This is a genomic window from Thioclava sp. UBA3469 (assembly GCF_002378135.1).
GTDB lineage: Bacteria > Pseudomonadota > Alphaproteobacteria > Rhodobacterales > Rhodobacteraceae > Thioclava > Thioclava sediminum.
This window is the reverse complement of record NZ_DFRG01000180.1, coordinates 1-16,633: the sequence shown is the minus strand read 5'-3', so window position 1 is coordinate 16,633 and position 16,633 is coordinate 1. Positions and strand designations below refer to the sequence as shown.

The following is a 16,633-nucleotide window of genomic DNA, read 5'->3' as shown; positions in this document are numbered from 1 at the left end:
AAGACCGGCGACAGTTGCCAGCCTTTGACTGCACGGCGCAGGGCGGCACGCACCACATGGGCGGGTTCAACACCACAAGCCTCCAGCGCCCCTTCCTGTCGCTCGAGTGCGTTGACCCTGATGTCGATCTTCCGGGTCGGGCTCAAAGCGCGTGCCGAAACGGGAGCTCTCAGGCTGGTATGCGGGTCAGAGCTTTCCGCGGTGACATGGTGCGGCGCCACGGCACTTTTCGGCGCACGCTCCGACTCGTGCCGATCAGCGCCAACGTCAGCGACTGGGGTGCCTGTCTTTGTTGCTGTGACCTGTGCCTCATCTTCCTTCCCGGGAATCTCGCGGTCACCTTGTTGCAGGGTGGCGGCGTAGGCTGGGTCGGGCCTGGTGATGGTCGGGATCTTCTTGCGCAATCGACTGTCCTCACGCAGCAAGAATGTTGTTGAGAATGTCCGTCGCCTCCTCAAGCGCCTCGACGACATGACGTACATGTGGACGCATAAGGGGGTTCGGATCGGATTGCTTTTCCAGCGCCAAGGCGTGGAGAAGCCCCTTCTGGTCCATCTCCTTGTAAGTGTTCCGTCGCATCATGACGGTCTCAATCACCGGAAAACGGGTGAGCGCTTCTTCAATCAGGGCGGCGTCAGCACGGGTCGTTTTCGGGTCGACCATGTTGAGGACAACGTGGTGGCGCGGAAGGCTGGAGGGGTCGTCAACACGGGATTTCAGCTTCTCATACCAATCGGCAGTCTGCGCGCCGACATCGAAATCAGACGTCGACAGCATGACGGGCGTCACAATGTGGTCCGCAAGCACCGCGATGCCGTCTGACCATTCGGCACCGACCCCTGCGGTATCGATGAAGATGAAGTCTGCCGTGCCTGCCATGTAGACCTGATCGATCTGATCCTCGACACCCGCCACGCTTTCGACGGTGGCCGAGCAGAGAAGCGGCGAACTCAGCCCACCGGCTTCCGCCCGAGCATGCCAGGCACCGAGTACTCTCGTGCTGTCCGTGTCGATCAACATCACTCTGCGTCCGGCGGCGATCGCGGCGCTGATCAAGGCGCGCGAAAGCGTCGTTTTGCCACTGCCCCCTTTCCGGGCCATCGCTGCGATCACCACAAGATTTTCGTTCGGCATTCTGACCCTCGGCAAAAATAGTGAATCGCAACGATAATGCTAAAGTGTCGCTAAACGCATGAGGCGGAGGGGTCAAGCAGAAGTCGGGATGCGACCCGCGTTTGGCATGCAGCGGGCGGCGTTGTGCGATGACCGTGCGACGTCTGCCGTGGCGCCTTCAGCATTCGTCGCGGGGCACGACACACCCTCCAAATGTCGGGATGCGCTCGGCGATGTACTGCGGACGGAATGCAGGTGACGGATAGCGCGCGCCAGACGACGGGAGGCAGTCTCGCGTATGTCGTTACGCGGGTGACGCGAGACGGTCAGCACGCGGCAAAACCCGTCTTGCGGGGTGCAAGGGACGGGGCGCCAAAGACGCGATACGCGATGCGGGGACCGCATCGCGTGGTGCCATGAGCGCGAAGCGCGATCCATTTGACAAAGGACGGGAAATCGCCCCTGCAGGGCGATTTTCTACATTGAGTACAAGCCCTTATAGCCGACTCCACTTGCGTTGGGAGTCGGCGGGCTTGTACGAAGTTGGCAAGAAATAGGAACGTTAACTTCAAAATGCCCCGCCGCCGCAGACTGTCAGAGATCGAGCGATTGACCATCGCCCAGGAGCGCCGGAACGGCGTCTCCGCGGCGTCATTGGCCGCGCGCTACGATGTCAGCCTGAAGACGATCTACAACGTGGTGAACCACCGGGACGAGCGTCAGACAGCGAACGGCAGCCGATCGCGGGTTGTGGGGATCCGGGTCTCGGACGACGACCTGCGCCGGTTCGACGCGGCGCTGTCGCGGCGCGGGATTGCGCACCGCTCGAATGCGATGCGCCGCCTGATGCTGGCGGCCGAAGGTGTCTTCCTGCCCGACGACGAGATGTGCGACGAGTTGCGCAGCCTCGGCGCCGCGCTCAACCGGGTCGGCAACAACGTGAACCAGATCGCGCGACGTCTGAACGAGGCCAAGGTGCGGGGCGAGAGACTGTCCTACCCGGCCTCAAGTCACCGTGACGTCCGCGCCCTTGCGGGTCTGGTCTTCGATCTGGCCGACCAGGTCCAGGAGATGTCGCGTGCTCGGCGCAGCGTGCTGGACCTTGAGATCAGTTCTGCTCTGGCGGGCTTCGCCGGTAGGGATGAGAATGGCGCGGAGTGACCGGGTCCGTGGCATCGACCCGGCGCTCTTTGACCGCGGCTGGAGCCGGGTTTCGGGATCCTGGCAGGGGCTTTCCAAGGGCGCGCAGATGGTTCGGGCCGCGCGCGGCCATTCGCCAGCGATCTTCAAGGCTATCTCGAAAGGGGGCTGTCACACCGGGGCGCAGCTACGGGCGCAGCTCACCTATCTTACGACGAAGTCGACCCATATCCTCGACAGCCGCGGCACCCATGACGGGAAGAAGCAACTCTCGGAAGCCGAGATCAACCGAGTGGCGCGGCGGTTCGAGAACCAGTGGAAAGAGCGCTACAGCCCCAAGCTTGGCCATACGTCGCATCTGCTGATGGCATTCCCGGTTGGGACCAGTGGTGAAGAGGTGCGCGATATCACCCAGGCCGTCTGCGAGAAGTTCTTTCAAGGTGAGGGCTCGCAATTCGACTATATTGCTGCAATACACCAAGATCGCGCGCATCCACATGCGCATATCGTTCTGAACCGCCGCAGCAAGGATGGCGAAATGTTCTTTCTCGGGAAGGATCATCACTTCAACTACGACGCCTTTCGCGAGGCGATGGTCGAGGCGGCCCGGGTTCATGGGATCCGCCTTGAGGCGACGCGTCGTCTGGATCGCGGCGTCACGACCTACCGCGCCGAGATCGATGAAATCTACAAGGCTCGCGACGAAGGTCGTCCCCCTGTCGAGCGCCAGAGAACCGGCGCTGACCTGGCGGCTGCGCTGGAAACTGTCCGAAGCAACGCTTTGATCTACCACGGGCTCGCGGCGGAGGCGTCACGTTCGAATTTCGACGACGTGGCCGATGCGCTTGAGAGGGCCAGCACCATCCTTGCCAGTGGCGGTCAGATTCAATCTGACGGAGCCATCTACATGTCCCAAGTTGAGCCAGCGTTCGACACGCTGATCACCGAGTTTTCTCAGAACATTCGCCAGATCGAGGCGGCAATCGACAGGGCGCCGGCGGCCGAGAGGCCGGTGATCGAGCGCAAGCTGACCGACGTGCTGGCCTCGGTCGCGCATTTGAACCCGCTCGGGGATCGCTCCGCCGCCCTGGTCGATGCCCCGTCCCGGGACGGCATCTATGCAAGGCCGAACTTAAGTGAAGATCACCTCGCGCGTCTTGACGATGGAGAGGTGGCACCAAAGCTGGCCGAGGCGTTGCAAGGCACAGGCATCGATGCCGAGGCTGTGGCCGCGCGGCTGCGGGAGGGGGCAGGCAATGCCACATTGGAACGCCAGTGGCTGGCACAGGATCTTCAGGCGATTGCCAAAGAAGGTGGCCTTGATCTGGAGAAATCTGCGGACCGGGAAGAAGCGCTCGACCGGCTGGAAGCCACGCATGTTCGGTTGGGCGATGTTCTGACCGATGTACGCGTCCTGCGTGCGCCAACCGAGGTCGACGAGGTGGATAACGCTGAGGCAGCGCTTGATGAGCGGTTGACGACACCTGGGAGTGATCTCGCGCAAGATGGGTCCGACATCTTTGCCCCATCGGAGCGGCAGGCGTTCAGAGCGCTGGTGGCGCAGTTCCGCCGGACGGATTTCGATCATCCGTTCTCCGACGACCCGTCTGTAAGGCGGGCCGGCGCCGTGGAGGTTGAAGAGGCCCGCGTCGCGTTCGACGCCTATGCGCAGAGATCTCCGCAACATGCCGAATTGGCCTCGATGGCTTGGGAACAGATGACTGACAGTCGAATGCCGCCGCAATATGCGGTATCGGAGCAGGACCGCACGCTTCATGCTGGCGACATGGACCTCTCCTTGCGGGATCCTTCGGATCATCTCGGTCCGATCACCGAAGAGCTCCGCACCCTCGCCCGCTATCGCACGGAGATGCCGGATGACGAGTTCGGGCAGGCCGTCCAGGACGAAATCAACCACCTTCGTTCGCTCGGCGCGTCGCGTGCCTATATCAGCGAGCGCAGCCTCATTATCGAGGACCAGGCGCGACAAGACTACGCCGAGCGCCGTTATCTGGAAGAGACCGCGCCAACGGTCATGGCCTTTGTGCAAAACGCCGACGTCGAGGGCCCGCTCTCCGAGTCAGAGCAGCAGGACATCGTCCGGCAGGTCAACGAACGGCTAAGCCCCGACGCAATCGACGCACTGCGGGCCGGTAACGCGGACGTCCTGGACACATTCACCGAGGATCCGCTGCGCCAGCTGGAACTCGCCAAGACCTATCTTCAAGGCAGCGAGGTCACCGCGCATGGCCCGGCCATGGAGCGCGTTCTCGATGCTCTGGCCGAAGAGCAGATCGAGGCGCAGCGCGCGCGCCACGCCGCGGCACATGGTGAGAAGGGGATCACCCATGGATAAAGGCAAGATTGCCCTCGGTGTGTTGAGCCTCGTGCTGGTCGGTCTCGCCATGGGCTATGTCGTGGCGACCGGCTTTGTCATGTTCCGCTATGGGCTTTCACCCACGCGTTTCGACGTCACCCTACTCGCCCGCGAATATCGGGGTCTGTCTCAGTCTGCGCCGAAGGACTTCCTCTGGGTGAACCTCATCCTTGGCGGCTTCGGCCTGGCATCGCTGATGCTGAGCGTCACGCTTCTGGGGGATGCATTGACCCGCTTCGGGACGACGCATTGGCAGACCCGCAGCGAGATGAAGAGGAACGGTTTCTTTGCCAAGCCCGGTGGCGGCTTCCTTCTGGGCAAGCTTGGCTCCCCGAAGTCCAAGCGCCCGTTCCTTGTCTCAAAAACCTTCCCCCACGCACTGATCGTGGCGCCCACGGGCCGCGGCAAGGGCGTGGGATTTGTGATCCCGAATCTGCTCACCTACAAAGGCTCTGCCGTGGTACTCGACGTGAAAGGCGAGAACTTCCGCGAGACCTCGCGCTTCCGCGCCAGCATGGGTGACAAGGTCTTCCGCTTCGCGCCGACCGACTGGGATCGACCGACCCACCGTTACAACCCGCTGGCGCGCATCGCGGCCATGACCAACCCTGACCGGCAGCAGATGGAGCTAAAACTCACCGCGAAGCTCTTCCTGCAGACCGACAACGAAAAGCTGAGCGGGCTTTTGGCCGGGGGTATCGACCTCTTCGTGGCGGCCGGTATGCTGGCCTTCGAGCGCGGCGTGCCGACCATCGGCGAGATCTATCGCATCACAGCCTCGGGGGGCGACAAGCAGAAGGAATACCTGAAGCGTTCGCAGGAGGTGAAGAACAAGTCGGCCAAACTGATCTTCGAGCGTATGGCATCGACCAACAACGACACCCTCACTTCCTACCTCTCCCTCCTGATGACATCGGGTCTCGACACCTGGGACAACCGCGCGATCGACGCGGCCACCGCGACCTCTGACTTCTCATTCCGGGATATCCGCCGCCGCCCACATGCGATCTATCTTGTGGTCGAATCCGAGATGATCCGCCCGCTTGCCCCGCTGATCCGCCTCTTCTTTTCGGACCTGATTGCCTCGCTGCAAGCACAGGAACCCGGCGATGACGAGCCCTGGCCGGTCATGATCATGCTCGACGAGTTTGACCGGCTCGGGAAAATGCCGATCGTGGCCGAGAGCATCAAGACGCTGCGCTCCTTCGGCGGCAACCTCGCCATCGTGACCCAGACGATTCCCGCGCTGGACGAGATCTATGGCGAGAATACCCGCAGGTCGCTTCAAGGCGGCGCCGGCGTGAAGCTCTACCTCACCCCGTCCGAGCAGAAGACCATCGAGGAGCTGAGCCAAGCCGTTGGCAAGACCACCAAGCGCGTGGTGACCCGCTCCCGCGCTGTTGGACGCAATCCGTTCGAAGGGCGCAGCGTTTCCGAGCGAACCGAGGATACCCCGCTCCTGACCGAGGATGAGGCCCGACGAATGGACCTCGACGAGGTTATCCTCGTGATCGACGCGCAGATGCCGATCCGGGCAAGAAGGGTGAAGTATTTCGAGGACCCAGTGTTGAAGGTTCTGCACGCCGGTCAATCGGGGAGTTTCCCGTATCCGGACGAGGACGGCCTGCGGCGGGATCGGCAGATGTCTGAGACCCGGGAAACGGTGGAGAGGTTGAAGCAAGAACTGCAGGAAGTGCGGGCGGCTGCGGGACCGCGGGAAGTCGGCCACAATGCGCCTAACGCATCGAAAACTGACCCTGTCAGCGCAGCGAAGGCCCGCGGCCGCGCGGCTCGTGCTGCTGCAAGCGGAGGTGGCCAAGGTCAACTGGCGCTGAATTTTGAAGGATTGGGGATCAGAGGTGCAAACCGGACGGCGCTGGAATCCGCCGTTCAGACGACTAGATCGCTTCTTGCGGAGTATGCAGATGACCTGCACAAAGCCAACTCCCCTACTCCTTCAACGTCTTCCTGAAATTTGCGAAGGCCTCGACGACCTTGTCCTGGTCGACCGTATCTGGCCGCACGTCGTCCGGCAGCCTGCCTGCAAGGGCGAAAAGGTAATCATCAGGTATGTTCAGGATGCAGGCGAACTGGCGGATCAGGTGCCCCGAGCTGGGGCTGCGTCGGTCGTGCTCGATGTCGTTGAGGTATTGCGGGGATATCGACCCACCGCCCTCTTCCTTCATCACGCGCGCTGCGAGCTCCTTCTGGCTAAGACCGAGTGCCTTGCGGGCCTTCGAAATCGCCTGGCCGAAAGTCACACCGTCCGCCGACATGGCCGGTTCATCGCTTCATCTCCCTGTCAATCCGCTTGTTCGCGGATTTGCGAGTTGTTACTCCTTATCCACAAGGGGATCAACCATGAAGCGGGCTCGCGGCCAGCGGGCAAGGAAGAGGGAAAGGTGTGCTGTGGGTTGCAGGACCGCGGACTTCTTGATCAGCAGACGTCGCCAAGAAGCTGGTGCACCGCCCTTCATTGGGCTCATTCCGCTAGATGAGACAGCGCAAGAGCGAGCCGTTGAGCGCACGCGACAGTTCTTGGGCGGTCGGCCCGACAGGCTGAAAGCTTTGTTCCGCGATTTTCCAAACCTCGCGGGATGGCTTGTCACCCATTCGCTAAGCGAAGGATATGGAGACGCCGGTCATGCGGTATACCCACACATCGCCGACATTCTCCAAATTCCGCTGGATTACCAGCCGCATCGCAAGGAGTTGTTCCGCTCTTTCTGCGCGGTTTGCGACCGGTTCGGGTTACCTACCCGAGGCTTTGATCGCGATGTCGACGTCTACCTTCTTCATGCCGGCGTAAGCCAAGCGCAGCTTCCACACCTGATCGACGCGTTTCTGAGACAGGAAGCAGCTTTTGGCCCGCCCCCTGTCGAAACGACCGTTCTGCTAAACCGCTGGGAAGACGATGCACTGTATTTTCTCCCTCCTGCGGTCAACGTGCTTCGCCGTGCAATCCTCTGGGACGAGACTGCGTGGCATGCAGCCCTGTTTGCACGGATACGCCAAGACCCGGAGGCCTTCGTTCCTGCAATCGAGTTCGAGAGATCTTTCAAGGAAGTCTTTGACCAAAGACTGAAAGAAACACGGCCAACATCGAGCAGAGGAGGAAGCGAGGCGCTGGCACCGAGGCCGCGGCTCCAATGGCAATCTGGTGGGCTTGTATTGAGATTGCCTCGAAGCGAGGGGCGAATTCGCCTCTGGCTCGATGGCGCGCAACGACCGCTCCGTTTGCGCGGAGGTGAGGACTGGACACTACCTCAGCCCTGGCCCCGCGAGCTCCGTTGGGAAATCTCTGGCCAGACCGGGCAACTCGAGCTCCTCACTCAAGGGGGATGTGCCGCGTTCGACAGGATCACCGGTCACTATCTGCGCGAGATCCCACGGGGTTCGGTCGATATCGAACTAGACTCAACGGACATCGTTCTCCTGGCGCGGACGCCATTCTCGATAGCAGGCGAACCCGCTCTTGAACCGGAAGCCGATAGTTTCGTCGGCTTCGCAGTACTCGGACCGCGCCCCCTAGTGCTCGAACTTGACGGCCTGCAAACGGGTCTCAAGGCCCGTCCGAGAAGACGCCTTTCCTTGGCAGGAGACGAAATCGCAAGCGGACCACGGGGCGCACTTCATGGGCGTTCTGCACGCCTTCGGATCGAAACTGGATTGGGTCGCTCCGAGACACGAGCGGTAAGGGTCACACTCGGCTTGCAGTCGCGCCTCATCGAGGTACCGATTTCAGATGACGGTTTTGGTGATGTCGGGATGGAAGAGGTGCTCGCTGGCTTTGCAGAGGCTGAGGCAGCAGACCCGGTGCGCCTCCGGATGGAACTGATGGCGCCAAGCGCCGATGGTGCCGCCGCTCATGGGTCCGGGATCGCGCTTGCCGCATGGGTGTGGCCTGGCTTCTGCGGCTCCGATGGCATCGTGTTCCACAGCGAACGCCAAGTCCGCAACCTCGTCGAGGATGAATGCCTCCACGTCGGTCGTGACGACCAAGGGCGTCTATGCCTTGAGCCCGGCGGCGGATACAGCGTCGCACGGGTCGTATTCGAGATCGAAGGCGTACATGTTCCTTTCGATCTGCCTTGGCCCGATGTCACCGTATCAAGGCGCCGTGCTGAGGGAAGTGTCGCCCCGCTTCCGCTTGGCACGCGCCTCTCGGTTGGTGAAGACGACCGCTTCGATACGATCAGCATCCGATGCCCTGACCAGAAGGCACAGCTGATCATTCGTGGAAGACGCGAAGAACGGCCATTCTATGGGGGGCTGACACGCAGCCTTGCTGTTCGGGACCTTCTGGCTCCCGCCTCCGATGAACGGGTGCTTCTTCAGCGCGAAAACGGTTCGGAAGTCCTGCTATTCGAACTGGTCGCGGCACTGGCCCCCCAGGCAATCAACCTCCTGCCCGCTCGCAACGCGATCCGACTCCAGCTGAAATTCGGAGAGCCGGTCGATGCAGTGGCTGTTGAGGTCGAGGACGAAACGGGCGCAGTCGTTTTCGCCGAAGCCGCCCTTCGGCATCGGCCGGTGGCAACGCGTCGGCCAGACTGGTTCCATGCCGAGGTGAGCGACAACGACGCACACGGCCTCGAACTGACCCTCGATGCCGATTGGATTGATGACGGCCCCTGTCTGGCACGGCTCCTGATCCGGCCCGAAGGACGCGATGGATGGCGACCGCTGCGCAATTCGCGAGGCGACAGTTTCGCCGTCGCCATTGCCAACTCGGCGGCAGACGGATTCGTGCTGGACGGAGAGCTTCAGCGTCGGTTCGAGGCTCTCAGCCGCTGGCTGTCGGATTGCTACGCAGCAGAGTGCTGGCCGACGCTGGAGCGCACACTGGTGCCACGCTGGCAGGAACTCGGATGTCGGCTGCGAGAACTTCGTGGTGGCGATGGAGCAGTTATGCGAGCGGCGTGCTTGCCGCCTCCCGACCATGCGGCACCTGGCTGGGTGCCGACCCTCCACCCTCTGCAGTTCGCTCCGGATCTATACACTGCAGCGCCGCAGGCATTCGCGGCTCTGGCGGCGTCCGTTGATCCTGGTGTCGCCGAGATGGCTGCGCTCGCCACACTCAATACAGCGCGCCTGCGCGAGCTGTCTCATCTCCATCCCACAGTCTACCTCGCCTTCCGAAACCTGCAGGCGGCGCGCGACAAGGGCTCGAGGCTGGAGGGATTCGATCCAGCACGCTTCTTCAGAAATCTGCCATTGGTCGACGGTGACCCATCGGCGGGATGGTTCTGGCGTGGGACGCCTTTGCTCGGGCCAGACCATTGGCGCGCTGCGCATCTCCGGCTAGTCGAGCGGCTCGACGCAGCCGGCCTCTTCCTCGATGACACGGCCGAAGAGGGACCGAACAGCCGGCGCCAAGGATCCCTGCAACGGTTGATGCATGCAGCCTGGACCCTGGCACCCGAAAAGCTTCGTCCACCTGCTCCGCGCCGCAGTCAGGACTCTGAGGAGCCGGCTCAGGTGGATCTATGGGGCTCGGCATTGCTTTCTGGCTTTGCACGTGCAAGCCGCCTCAATGAGGTGACAGAGTATGTTGATACCGTCTCCACTCGGGCGGGCATGCCGCCAGCACAAGCTCTCACCAGCATCGCCTTCATGTTGCGCCTCGCCCCTGAGCTTTTCGCCTTCCACTTATTGCTCTGGCAAATCGCCAAGGAACGTCCATGACCGAACTCGACCCAATCCGTTTCAAGGACAACCTCGGTGCGACGCTGGCGCGGTACATCACAACTGCCGCTGCAGTGTCATCAGCGCGGGCGCCCCGTCTGTCACGCGCCGTGGCAGACGCATGCGCACGCGCGGCATTGGTGCGCGGCCCATTCGTCGAGAGCCTGCCAGACTTCGAGAAGGGCGGCAGCATTGAAGAACTGGTGAGCAATGGGGCACTGCACGGTGCTTGGTCGGCACTCTCCGAAAGCGAAGAGGGGCAATCCCTCTGGCGTCGGCGGCTTCACCTACACCAGTCCGCAGCAATAGGTCGCGACGAGAATTACCTGGTCGCAACGGGCACCGGCTCGGGCAAGACAGAGTCTTTTCTCTTCCCATTGATCGATGATCTCCTGCGTCAGGGAGAGCTGGAGCGGCCCGGTGTCCGCGCAATTCTGGTCTATCCTCTCAACGCCCTCGCAAACGACCAGATGCATCGTATCGCCCGACTACTGTTTCGGGATCTTGGAGACCCCGGAGTCACGCTCGGGCGTTTTACCGGACAGGTGCGCTCTGATGCCACGAGATCAGACGAAGAAGGACGGCTGACCGCCACGCCCACCTTTCAGGCCGATTTTCCCGATGCGCGCCACGCTCCGCGCAACTGGCTTCTCGCTAGGGGTGAGATGCTTCAGACCCCGCCGCACATCCTCGTCACCAACTACGCCATGCTCGAGCACATCCTGCTCTTGCCGCGAAACCGAGCATTGCTTGCCGGGGCGGACGTCCGTTGGCTCGTCCTCGACGAGGTCCATACCTATACGGGGGCTCAAGCCATCGAAGTCGCCTTCCTTCTGCGAAAGCTGAAGGCGCGGCTCGGCATACCCCAAGGGCAAATCCGTTGTGTCGGGACATCCGCAAGCCTCGATCCAGCGAAGCGCGAAGAGCTCGCACGCTTCGCAGAAGACCTTTTTGGGGAACCGTTCCCAAGCGGAGACGGCGCGGTCATCACCGCCGAACGACGACTGCATCCAGCCCTTACCGACGGCGTGGAACCACAAGAACTCTCCGCGCCCGATTGGGTTAGAGCGGGGCAAATACTCTCGGAGCTACGAGAGCAAGGGTGCCTTGCAGCTGAAAATGTCGACTATTTGACCGAGGATTGGAACGAGGCGATGCAGGAAGCTGGCCTCGATGCGCTACTCCTCGACCCTGCGCAACCGTTCGGCGAAGCGCTTATTGCGCGGCTAGCCGAAATCAAACAGGTTCGCGACGTAGCCAGTGCGCTCAAGGAGCGAGCTTTGCCATTCGCCGATCTCGCGGCGCGGGTTTTTGCGTCAGAGTCTGGAGAGACGGCGCGGACAGCTCTTACCGCTCTGATCTCACTGGGCGTTCTGGCTCGACCTTCCGTCCCAGGCGCGTTTCCACTTCTCCCGGCACGCTTTCATCTCGCCGCCTCAGGCGTGGAGGGTGTCGCGTTGAAGCTTTCCGCAAGCGACGCAGAGAATTGGTCAGACTTTCGGCTTTCGCGCAATGGAATGCATATCACTAGTGCCCCGGCCTATCCCCTTCTCGTCTGCCGCAACTGCGGCGAGCCCTACGTCGAGGGCTGGGACGATGGAACAATGCTTCACCCGCGTCCCGAGATCAGTCCCGGAGCGAGGCGCCGGGTCTTGAGGTTGATCAGGGCGGGAGAGGCCGCGACAGAGATAGACCCTGACGAACTGGACGAGGAACCCGAGGAGGAGCCTCCTTTCGAATTCTTCGCCGACACTGGCGAGTTGGCCGACGGCCCTGAGGAGGGCGTCCTCTCCCTTGCCGAAGCACCGATGCGCGACGATGCCGAGGAACGCCGCAGCTACGTCCGGAAATGCCTCTCTTGCGGAGCGACCGGCGGCCGCTTCGCTGAGCCTGTTACTCCGATCCATCCAGGTGATGATGCGCTCGCGTCGGTAACGGCGCAGTCGCTGCTTGAGGCCTTGCCTCCGCCGCAGGGGCGGTCATCGGAAGCACCGATGCAAGGGCGGAACCTTCTCGTCTTTGCGGACAACCGGCAGGACGCGGCGTTCTTCGCCCCTTTCTTCGAGCGTACGGCTCGCGATCAAGCACTTCGTGCAGCCATGGTCCAGGCGTTGCGCCGAGAGACCTACGAAGCTTTGGACCTCATGGGGCTGCGCGATGGTGTCTGGACGCAGCTCAGGCGATCCGGCTTCAAGCTATATGATCGCCGCAATCCAGAACCTTTGAGCAGCAGCGCCGCGAAAGACCGCCTGATGGCCCTGATCGCAGCTGAACTCTGTGGTGGGCCTTTGCGGCTATCACTCGAATCCCTCGGCCTAATCACCGTGCAATATGAGGGAGATGCGAGGATTGCTCAGCGACTCACAGAAAGGGTTCCGCCTGAGTATCGAGGCCTAGTCCCGGCCTTGGTCCGCTTTCTGCTCGACCTCATTCGGCAATCGCGTGCGATCAACACGCTGGAGAACATTGACCTAACAGACGAGTCCATTTGGGGCGAGGGGTTGGCGAGCGCGGACATTTCGTGGTCGTTGTCGCGGACGCACCAGAGCCGCCGACTGCGAACGTTGCTCTCAGAACCTGGACGGCCCAATCGGCCACTGTGGGTGCTGATCGACAGGCTTGGAATCCCAGACGGCCAAGCGAGAGACATTCTCTCGGCTTTCTGGGAAGAGGCGACGCGGCCCCGTCACCGTCTCCTTCTACCCGGGGGACACGGTCATGTGCTGAACTTGGCGGCCATGCGTTTCGCTGCGACTCCGGAAGGAGAACTGCGCCGCTGTGAAAGTTGCGGTGCGTCCAGCCAGATCGATCTCGGGGGTGTGTGTACCGCCTGGCGCTGCACTGGACGCACAGTTCCTGTTTCAGCCGAAGAACGGGACGAGATGCGCAGGCGCAACCATTACCTCGTTCGATATGAAGGGCAGCCGCTGAGCGGGATCGCTCGGGAGCACACCGCCGCCATATCGACGACGGAACGATCCGAGATCGAGGAGCGGTTCCGGCAGGGTGAAATCAACTTGCTCAGCTGCACCACGACAATGGAAATGGGTGTCGATCTGGGCGAGCTGGAAGCGGTTTTCTGCCGGAACGTCCCGCCAGGCATTGCGAACTATCAGCAGCGCGCCGGTCGCGCTGGCCGCCGCGCGCAGGCTGCGCCCGTTGCATTGATGATGGCGAGGTCCGGCCGATACGACCAAGCACAATTCAACGATCTGCGTGGCTATCTCGAGGCGCTCCCCCCCGCGCCATATCTGACATTGGATAACCCGAGCTTCTTCCGACGGCACCAGGTCTCATGCCTGTTGGCAGGTTGGCTGGATCATCGCTTGGCAGGCCACGAGCGCACCGGAGCTCCACGTCTGCGTGATGTGCTGGGCGAGCGCTTGGACGAGGCTGCCGAGACAACTCTTCTGGCAGACCTTTCAGCATGGCTCGCTTCGGAGGCCGGTGTTGCCGCACGCACGGTTGCCGAGCGAATGGCGTCCACTCTCCCGGCAAGACTTGATCATGTCGGCCTTGTCGCGGGCGAACTGTCTGAGCACGCGCGCGCAGAGATAACGCGCTGGATCCGGGCTACTTGCGCTCGCTGGCGCGAGCTCAATGACGCCTACGAAAATGCACGTGCCGCGCTCGATGATCCGGATGCGAACGAGCAGGCCCGCTCCCGCGCTGCCGGTCGCATGAATGGCCGTTTGGGCGACATGCGTCGGTATCTTGATCGATTCCTGGTTGAGGCACTGTCGCGTGCTGCCGTCATACCGACTTACAGCTTCCCAGTTCACTCGATTCACCTAGAGATTGTCACGGAACGAGGCGCTCGCACCGCCTCGGATGATCGAGCGTTGCAGCTCGATCGAGACGCGGCAATGGCGATCGCTGAGTATGCGCCGGGGGCCGAAGTCGTGGCCGGTGGCCGAATTTGGACGTCCGCAGGCATTGCACGGAGAGCCACGGTAGGCACCGGCGATGCTTGGATGGAACGTGGTTTCCATCGCGTTTGTCCGACGTGCCAGCATGCAGAAACACATCACGAGCGGGATGATTTTGGGGAGAACTGCCCTCAGTGCGGCGCACGGGCCAGTGGCCCGCGCCGTGCCTTCGTTGAACCCGTCGGGTTCCTGACATCATATGCCGACCGGCAGGGTAGAGACCCCGGCGCAACACGCTTGAGAGTTCGACCCGTCGACGAAGCGCGCCTCCTAACGCGAGCCCGCCCTGAAGACTTCCAGGTTTCAGACCTAGCACGCGTCACGCATTTCTTCGCGCCGGCTATCGCACCAGAGGGGAGTCAGCCTGGACGAATGCTCGTCTTGAATCGCGGGCCGCTGGGGGCGGGCTATCTTTGGTGCCCGTCGTGCGAGCACGCGAGACCTGCGCCCCAAGAGGCGCTTGGCGGGGCCGAGATTCGGGCAGTGCATGAGAACCCGCGGACCGGAGATCGGTGCCGGGTTGAATCCCTCCGCTGGCCCGTGGACCTCGCACATGTTTTCGAGACCGATCTTCGGGGGATTCGTATCGATCAGCCGGTCCCAGACTTTTCTGATCGCCCTACGGAGACTGAACGGCGGGCGGCTCGGGATGGCTTCCTTAGAACGCTGGCAGAGGCACTGAGACTTGCGGCAGCGGATATTCTTGAAACCGACCCAAGAGACCTTCGCGCGACCGTTGAGCTTCTCGGTGCGGCCCCACTGGTCATCCTATCGGACTCAGTCCCAGGCGGTGCCGGCTACTGCCGTCGATTGCTCGACGATTCTCGCTTCTCGGCCCGCGTGCTGCTGGGTCGAGCGATCGCGGTCCTGGATTGCCCTCGTGGCGCAGCCTGCGAGACGAGCTGCTCGCGGTGCCTGAATGACTACTCCAACCAGGTCTATTGGGATCAGTTCGATCGTCATCCTGTGTTTGGCTGGTTGCGCGGCCTACTTGCGGAGTCGACACCGCGGCCCGCTCATGCCCCCGACGCTGCGGTCCCGGTAGCGCAGACTTCGGCGGCGACGCTGCGGGTGCGTCTCGAGGGAGCGGGGCTGGTGGCCGTTTCCTCGCCAGATCTCTGGGGAGCCGAAGATCGGTCCGAGGCCCTCACAAGTGCGCGGGCATTGCGAAACTGGCTCGATGAAGCCTCGAACAGGCATGCCCTCTATCTACTTCCACCGGGTGCGGTTGATGCGGGTACACCGACCGGCCTCGATCGTGAGATTGCCTATGCGTTGGCGCCATACGAGCGATCCGGTCAACTTCGCTTTGGCACGCTTGACGGTTCGGCCGTGGCGAATGCGCCTCGCCTGTCTGTTTTGAAGGGTTTCGGGGCAGAGGCCTCTGTGGATGCGTTCTACGCATCGCAGGACGCGGCGGCGGCTCTTGCCGGGCCACTAGAGGGGGTCAGTCACCTTTTTTCATGCTCAGCAGGCGACAGCTGGCTTGCGTCGGTGCAGGACAGCGTCCGAACGCTGCCGGGTCCGTTGGCCGGGCTCACAGAACGCTTGCGCGTCTTCCGCTTCCGACCGGGCACCGCCCGAGCGCTCACACCACTTTTCCAAGGCGTAGCAGGGCGCCATGTCGCGCTCGAAATCGAGGATCCCTGGTGCGGCGTTCGCCCACACAACCGTCGCCGCCTAGCGAGCTTTGTCGCTGCCGCTGGGTCAGCGGGCGTCGACATCGAGCGACTCGCAGTCGTGTGGAATCCTGATCATGGCGAGCCGGATACGCCGCAATCGCAATCGAACGCGTTGCGCGCCGAGCTGCGTTCTGCTGGCGTAACGGTTACGCCCGAGCTTCATCACCGTTCTGCACGCAACCGCCATTTCCATGACCGCGTTGTGACGATCCAGACCGTCGATGACGGGCCGAGGGTCAACCTGAGATGGGACGTGACCGCCGGGATCGACAATCTGATGTCCCACTCGAAGGAGTGCAGTGTCTTCATCGAGGAGCGCTGAGTTCAGCAACTCATGCGGAAGCACGAAGGACTTCGGCCCCTTTCGCTTCCACAGGTGACTCAAGCCCAAACGCCGCCCCGGAGGGCGGCGTTCAAGCATTTGACAATTTGCGAAAATATGCGCGGCGGGATTTGAACCTGCATCTACAGGTTCATCACCTGATGATGCATAAGCTTACCGCGCCAACCGCTTCGCCCTCTCCGCCATCCTGACCACCTGCGCGCTCGCCGTCGCCGCGGCGCTCTTTACCGCAGCAGGAGCCTGCACAGCTCCACGTCCAATCGCCTCACCCGTCGTGAGCGCTCCGATCCGCGACCTGCCCTGCACACCAGACGTGTTAGCCAGCCCTCTCAGCACCGAGATATAGCTGAAAGTTGGTGAT

7 protein-coding genes and 1 pseudogene are annotated in these 16,633 nt (G+C 62.2%); 5 read left to right on the top strand and 3 right to left on the bottom strand.

Going from position 1 to position 16,633, the window contains the following annotated elements; genetic code table 11:
• Together B3D39_RS13265 and B3D39_RS13260 are read right to left on the bottom strand one after the other, a co-directional pair.
• Positions 1–404 (bottom strand): annotated as a pseudogene (locus B3D39_RS13265) (hypothetical protein); the annotation flags it as partial.
• Between the two features lie 10 nt (positions 405–414).
• Positions 415–1,134, bottom strand: coding sequence for a division plane positioning ATPase MipZ (locus B3D39_RS13260; RefSeq protein ID WP_009574174.1), 720 nt, complete (start codon positions 1,132–1,134; stop codon positions 415–417).
• 588 nt (positions 1,135–1,722) lie between these two features.
• On the opposite strand from B3D39_RS13260, the gene mobC reads away from it, so the two are divergent.
• From mobC to B3D39_RS13245, 3 genes are read left to right on the top strand one after another with little or no spacing between them, the layout of a single operon-like run.
• Positions 1,723–2,274, top strand: coding sequence for a plasmid mobilization relaxosome protein MobC (gene mobC, locus B3D39_RS13255; RefSeq protein WP_232616951.1), 552 nt, complete (start codon positions 1,723–1,725; stop codon positions 2,272–2,274).
• Positions 2,261–4,609 (top strand): relaxase/mobilization nuclease domain-containing protein, encoded by a 2,349-nt coding sequence (locus B3D39_RS13250; RefSeq protein ID WP_038147486.1) that lies wholly within the window; start codon positions 2,261–2,263, stop codon positions 4,607–4,609. The genes mobC and B3D39_RS13250 overlap by 14 nt, the downstream gene beginning before the upstream one ends.
• On the top strand, positions 4,602–6,602 hold the full coding sequence (locus B3D39_RS13245; RefSeq protein ID WP_051856068.1) for a type IV secretory system conjugative DNA transfer family protein: 2,001 nt from the start codon (positions 4,602–4,604) through the stop codon (positions 6,600–6,602). The genes B3D39_RS13250 and B3D39_RS13245 overlap by 8 nt, the downstream gene beginning before the upstream one ends.
• Here B3D39_RS13245 and B3D39_RS13240 read toward each other — a convergent pair.
• Entirely contained in the window at positions 6,580–6,906 is a 327-nt protein-coding gene (locus tag B3D39_RS13240) for a helix-turn-helix domain-containing protein (protein ID WP_038147489.1), read from the bottom strand. The genes B3D39_RS13245 and B3D39_RS13240 overlap by 23 nt on opposite strands.
• A gap of 292 nt (positions 6,907–7,198) precedes the next feature.
• On the opposite strand from B3D39_RS13240, the gene B3D39_RS13235 reads away from it, so the two are divergent.
• On the top strand, positions 7,199–10,318 hold the full coding sequence (locus B3D39_RS13235; RefSeq protein WP_156102980.1) for a hypothetical protein: 3,120 nt from the start codon (positions 7,199–7,201) through the stop codon (positions 10,316–10,318).
• The gene (locus B3D39_RS13230; RefSeq protein ID WP_038147495.1) at positions 10,315–16,251 is read left to right on the top strand and encodes a DEAD/DEAH box helicase; all 5,937 of its coding nucleotides are present in this window, start codon (positions 10,315–10,317) and stop codon (positions 16,249–16,251) included. The genes B3D39_RS13235 and B3D39_RS13230 overlap by 4 nt, the downstream gene beginning before the upstream one ends.
• The last annotated feature ends 382 nt before the right edge of the window (positions 16,252–16,633 follow it).

Coding starts and splice junctions, on each gene's coding strand:
- B3D39_RS13245 (WP_051856068.1), top strand. CDS start 4,602: ATGGATAAAGGCAAGATTGCCCTCGGTGTGTTGAGCCTCGTGCTGGTC.
- B3D39_RS13230 (WP_038147495.1), top strand. CDS start 10,315: ATGACCGAACTCGACCCAATCCGTTTCAAGGACAACCTCGGTGCGACG.
- B3D39_RS13260 (WP_009574174.1), bottom strand. CDS start 1,134: ATGCCGAACGAAAATCTTGTGGTGATCGCAGCGATGGCCCGGAAAGGG.
- B3D39_RS13240 (WP_038147489.1), bottom strand. CDS start 6,906: ATGTCGGCGGACGGTGTGACTTTCGGCCAGGCGATTTCGAAGGCCCGC.
- B3D39_RS13250 (WP_038147486.1), top strand. CDS start 2,261: ATGGCGCGGAGTGACCGGGTCCGTGGCATCGACCCGGCGCTCTTTGAC.